The following is a 5,664-nucleotide window of genomic DNA, read 5'->3' as shown; positions in this document are numbered from 1 at the left end:
TCGGGGCCGCCGCCGCGGGCGGCGACGTCAAACCCCTCCGGATCGGCCCGCAGCCGCCCGCGCAGCAGGTCAACTGGCTCAACCTCTTCTATTCCGTGGAATGGGTGGTCTTCGCCGGTTTCGCGTTGTTCATCTGGTGGCGGCTCGTGAAGGATGACTACCGCCGCGACCTCGAAGACGCGCTCGACGAGGAAACGGCCGGGGCAGAGCCCCCAACCGACCGCCACGCGGCCCACCACAACGCGGCCCACCACAACGCGGCCCAAGCGCCCGCCGACTCCCATCCCACAGCCCCCCAACCCACAGACCCGAGAGTGCAATCATGATCGAGCCCCAGCCCGCCATCCAGCCGCAGTCCACCAACGGGACGGGGAAAGCCGGGAAGAAGCGCCGCTTCGGCGGCACCGAGGCCCAAATCCGGTCCGCCCTGAAGTTCTACAAGGTGCTCGCCTACCTGACGGGCACGATGCTGCTGCTGCTCTGCGCCGAACTGATCGCCCGGTACGGCTTCGGTCAGTACCTCTTCGCCGGCGGCACCAACGCCGTCACCGGCCAGCCGTTCGGCCTCGGATTCGCCGACGCCGAGCCGCCAGGGGTGATCGGGGGCGTCAACCTCTCCATCACGGTCCTGATCGTGCACGGCTGGATGTACGTCGTGTACCTGATTTCCAACTTCCGGCTGTGGTCGCTCATGCGCTGGCCGTTCACCAAGCTGGTGGTCATGGCCCTGGGTGGCGTCGTGCCGTTCCTGTCCTTCTTCGTCGAGAAGAAGTTCCACGCCGAGGTCGAGGCCGAACTCGCAGCAAACCCGCAGGCGCCCCAGCGGTACTGAACCCCTTCTGACCCGGCGCCCTTCCTGATCCGTCCTGATCAGTCATTCCGGAACAGTGACACGACGCCGGCAACCGCCGTCGGGCATGTGAGTTCGCTTACCTCGGCCCGCGATTCGGGCCCGCACCGGCTTCTCAATGTGCGGGCGGGCAGCAGCGCAAAGTAGGCTAGTGGGGTGACTACTCCCACTGCATCCCAGACGTCCCACAGGCCGGTTCTGGTTGTTGACTACGGTGCCCAGTACGCGCAGCTGATTGCCCGCCGCGTCCGGGAAGCGAATGTGTATTCGGAAGTGGTTCCGCATACGTACAGCACCGAGCAGCTGCTGGCCAAGAACCCCGCCGCGATCATCCTCTCGGGCGGGCCCTCGAGCGTCTACGCCGACGGCGCCCCCAGCGTCGGTGCCGACCTCTTCGAGGCCGGAGTCCCGGTCTTCGGCATCTGCTACGGCTTCCAGGCCATGGCCAACGCCCTCGGCGGCAAGGTGGCCCAGACGGGCCTGCGCGAATACGGCGCCACCGAGACCACCACTCTCGGCGAGGGCCGCTCCATCCTGGCCGGCATGCCCCAGCACCAGAGCACCTGGATGAGCCACGGCGACTCCGTCCACGAAGCCCCCGAGGGCTTTGAGGTCCTGGCGACGACGGCGGGCGCCGACGTCGCGGCGTTCGCCAATGAGGACAAGCGCCTCTACGGCGTCCAGTGGCACCCCGAAGTCAAGCACTCGGCCTACGGCCAGCAGGTCCTGGAAAACTTCCTCTTCAAGGGCGCCGGGCTGGAACCGAACTGGACCACCGGCAACATTCTGGAAGAACAGGTCCAGCGGATCCGTGACCAGATCGGCGACGCCCGGGTCATCTGCGGCCTCTCCGGCGGCGTCGACTCGGCTGTGGCCGCAGCCCTGGTACAGCGCGCCGTCGGCGACCAGCTGACCTGCGTCTTCGTGGACCACGGGCTGTTGCGCGAGGGCGAAGCCGAACAGGTCGAACGCGACTTCGTGGCCGCCACCGGCGTCAAGCTCTACGTCGCCAACGAGCAGGAGCGCTTCCTGAGCGCCCTTGCCGGCGTCAGCGATCCCGAGACCAAACGCAAGATCATCGGCCGCGAATTCATCCGCGCCTTCGAGGAAGCCGAACTGGCGATCATCGCCGAGGCAGCGGCGCACGGGGAGAAGATCAAGTTCCTCGTCCAAGGCACCCTGTACCCCGACGTCGTCGAATCCGGCGGCGGCGAAGGTGCGGCCAACATCAAGAGCCACCACAACGTGGGCGGGCTCCCCGAGGACCTGCAGTTTGAACTGGTTGAACCGCTGCGCGCCCTGTTCAAGGACGAGGTCCGCGCGGTCGGTGCCCAGCTCGGCCTGCCGCAGGAAATCGTCGGACGCCAGCCCTTCCCCGGCCCGGGCCTCGGCATCCGGATCGTCGGCGATGTCACCAAGGAACGCCTGGACCTGCTCCGCAAGGCCGACGCGATCGCCCGCGCCGAGCTGACCGCGGCCGGACTGGATGACGAAGTGTGGCAGATGCCCGTGGTGCTGCTGGCGGACGTCCGCAGCGTGGGCGTCCAGGGCGACGGCCGCACTTACGGACACCCGATTGTCCTGCGCCCCGTGTCCTCCGAGGACGCCATGACCGCCGACTGGTCGCGGCTCCCCTACGATCTCCTGGCCCGGATTTCCAACCGGATCACCAACGAGGTGGACGGCGTCAACCGCGTGGTGCTGGATGTGACCAGCAAGCCGCCGGGAACCATCGAGTGGGAATAGCAATCTGAGTGGCCGGCCTTTCGAGGCCGGCCATTTCATTTTGTTCCTGACAATGTTTCTGACAATTCAGCCTGAATTTCGCACCGCCCAGTGTTGCGGCCCCGCACCTGCGGGGGATTCGGGCTACCCTCGAAAGCATGCCGGTATGGTCCAAGGCGTCCCGCGCGAGCCTGGCAACCGCGAGCACACAAGATGCGGCCAGGGAAAGCGCGGACGCAACACAGACGAGCGTTGATACGACGAACCCGCCAGAGTCGAGCCCGCCGCGGTCCGGCACAGAGAAGTCGAGCACAGAAAAGAAGGCAGCAGTGTCAGTTGGTCAAGGCCACCCCGAGGGCTCCGAGGAGTTCAGGAAATGGCTGTCGGGGCTCAAGCCCGTCACGGGTGCAGATACCATGCTGCGCTTCACCAAGACGCCCGAAGGCTCAATTGACCTGACTCATGCCCATCCCTCGGGGCTCGCCCAGCTGATGGCAGGGCGGCGTACCCGGCTCTCGACCCTGATCCGCGACCGCCAGCAATTCGTTGTCGCGGCCAGGGCATCGCGCAACCTGCGCTCCAAGATTTTCGAACTCGCCAATGACCGCGGCATCGACGCGGGGTATTTCTCCGCCGGCACGGTCGTCTGGACCTCCGCCGTCGGCGGCAAACCGCAACGGATCTCGGCCCCGGTCATGCTCACCGCCATCTCCCTTACGGTGCGCCCCGGCGAGGACGACTACGAGCTGCAGCTCACCGAACAGGCACAGATCAACCCGGCGCTGGTCCGGCACCTCAAGACCGTCCACGGGATCGTTTTCGACGTCAACGCGGTGACGCGGATGGCGTACAGCACGGCACGTTACGACCCGCAGCCCGTTCTGGACCGCCTGGGCACCCTGGTCCAGCCGATTCACGGCGCGGAGGTCGAACACAACCTGCTCGTCTCCACCTTCGCCGACCTCTCCGGCAACCTCGATGATCCGTGGATCAACCAGAACAACCCCCTGGTCACCGCGCTGGCTCGGTCCGGTTCCGGCGAACTGGTCGACGTGCCTGCGCTGGAACCCGGCCGCTTCCCCAGCACGGACGACCGTGACCCCGCAGACGAGCTTCTGCTGCTCGACGCCGACACGGACCAGCAGTATGTGGTCGACGCCGTCCGGGCGGGCGACTCGCTGGTGGTCAGCAGCCCGCCGGGCACGGGCCAGACCCAGACCGTCATCAACACCATCGGCGCCCTGGTGGACGAGGGCAAGTCCGTCCTGGTGGTTGGTGACAGGCGGGCCAGCCTCGCCGAGATCTCCGGGCAGCTGGATGGCCTCGGCCTGGATTCGGTCCTCTTGCAGCTGACAGGCAGCGCCAGCCCGCTGCAGCTGAAGGGCCAGCTGGTCCGGGCGATCGTCCGCAACGAGAAGTCGCTTCAGCCGCAACTGAGCAACCTGCACGCCACACTGACCGGGCACCGCCACGCCCTCATGGACCACGTAGCCTCCCTGCACAACGTACGGGCGCGCTGGGGTTGCTCGCCGTATGAGGCCATGCAGTCCCTTGCAGAGCTGACCTCCATCCAGCCGGCACCGGCGACGACAGTCCGGCTCAAGCGCAGCGTGCTGGACAACATCCGGGACCGCGAGGAGCTCGCGGGCCGGCTCCGCCGCGCCGCGGAGCTCGGCAGCTTCAGCCGCGCGTCGACAACCAGCCCCTGGCACGGCGCGCGCCTGCTGACCCGCAAAGAGACGCAGGAAGCGCAGGGCGTTGCCCAGTCCGTTTCGGAAAAGCTGCCGTTGCTGCGCGGGCGCATGGATGCCGTGGCGGAACACGCAGAGATCCGGCTCGGCCGGACCTTCGCCGAATGGGGCGATCAGATCGACCTTCTCGTAGCCGTCCGCGAAAGCCTGGACAAGTTCACTCCCGACATCTTTGACCGGCCCGTCCACGACCTGATCTCGGCCACCGCGTCCTCTGCCTGGCGCAGGGAACGCGGGATCGAAATGCCGTCCATGCAGCGCTCACGCCTGCGCCGCGTGGCCAAGGAGTACGTCCGGCCCGGCGTGCACATCGCGGACCTCCACAGCTCCCTGGTCCTCGTGCAGGAACAGCGCGCCGCATGGTCCGGCTACGCGACCACGCAGCGGCACCCGGCCGTGCCGTCCGGGCTGGCTGAAATCACCGGTCTTTACCGTGAGCTCGCAGCGGAACTGGCTGAACTGGGCCTGGCTGTCAAGCACACCGCCGCCGGCGGCGACCTGGACCGCGCACCCTACGACGAACTCCTGCCCCGGGTGCGGCGGCTCGTCGCCGACACCGCGACCCTTGAAACCCTTCCGGAGCGCACGCTGCTCGTCGAAAGCATGCGAGAGCACGGCCTGGGCGAGCTTCTCGCCGACCTTGCCGAGCGCGAGGTCCCGGAGGGTTCGGTGACCGCCGAACTGGAGCTGGCCTGGTGGCAGTCGGCCCTGGAGGCCATGATCAGCGGCGATGACTACCTCGCCATGTCCGACGGCGACGCCCTGCGCCAGCTTGAGGCGGAGTACCGTCTCGCGGACAACGCCCATATCGCCAGCGGCGCTGCCCGGCTGCGCTGGAACCTGTCCGAGCGCTGGCGCGCTGCCATCTCGGCGTACCCCCGCCAGGCCGAGCTGTTGCGCAGCCTGCTGAAGGACGGCCGGGTGACCCTGGCAGCCCTGAGCGGCCAGGCGCAGGAGCTGCTGCCCACACTGGTGCCGGTGTGGTCCGTCAGCCCCTACCTCATGACGGGCCTGCTGCCGATCGAGCAGACCTTCGATGCCGTCGTGATCCTCGACGCCGAGACGACCTCGTTGCAGGCCGTCCTCCCGGCGATCGCCCGGTCCCGGCAGGTCATCGCCTTCGGCGACGAACAGACCGCCAGCCCCCGGACCTTTACCGTGGGCGTCGAACGGCTCGCCGCGGGGGAGAGCTCCTACCAAAGCGTTGAGAGCTCGTACCGGGCACTCTCTGCCGTGCTTCCGGTCTGGAACCTGAGGACCGTGTACCGTGCGGTCGATGAAGACCTGGTGCGCCAGCTCAGCAAGGGTTTTTACGGCGGGGAACTCACCCGCCTCCCG

At 67.5% G+C, this 5,664-nt stretch carries 2 protein-coding genes and 2 pseudogenes; all 4 read left to right on the top strand.

The genetic code is table 11. The features are described from left to right. Positions 1–326 (top strand): annotated as a pseudogene (locus Y706_RS27830) (SURF1 family protein); the annotation flags it as partial. Further along, entirely contained in the window at positions 323–832 is a 510-nt protein-coding gene (locus Y706_RS0105175) for a DUF3817 domain-containing protein (RefSeq protein ID WP_028275738.1), read from the top strand. The pseudogene Y706_RS27830 and the gene Y706_RS0105175, both read left to right, overlap by 4 nt. A gap of 174 nt (positions 833–1,006) precedes the next feature. Then, entirely contained in the window at positions 1,007–2,596 is a 1,590-nt protein-coding gene (gene guaA / locus Y706_RS0105170) for a glutamine-hydrolyzing GMP synthase (protein ID WP_028275737.1), read from the top strand. Positions 2,597–2,904: 308 nt separating this feature from the next. Beyond that, a pseudogene (locus Y706_RS23765) lies at positions 2,905–5,664 on the top strand (AAA family ATPase); the annotation flags it as partial.

The sequence above is a fragment of the Arthrobacter sp. I3 genome, assembly GCF_000520575.1.
In the GTDB taxonomy this organism is placed as follows: domain Bacteria; phylum Actinomycetota; class Actinomycetes; order Actinomycetales; family Micrococcaceae; genus Arthrobacter; species Arthrobacter humicola_A.
The sequence above is the reverse complement of the archived record's forward strand: the minus strand, read 5'-3'. Positions and strand labels throughout refer to the sequence as shown.

Bases quoted from the DNA above. Each gene is read 5' to 3' on its own strand.
- Y706_RS0105175 (WP_028275738.1), top strand. From the start codon at position 323: ATGATCGAGCCCCAGCCCGCCATCCAGCCGCAGTCCACCAACGGGACG.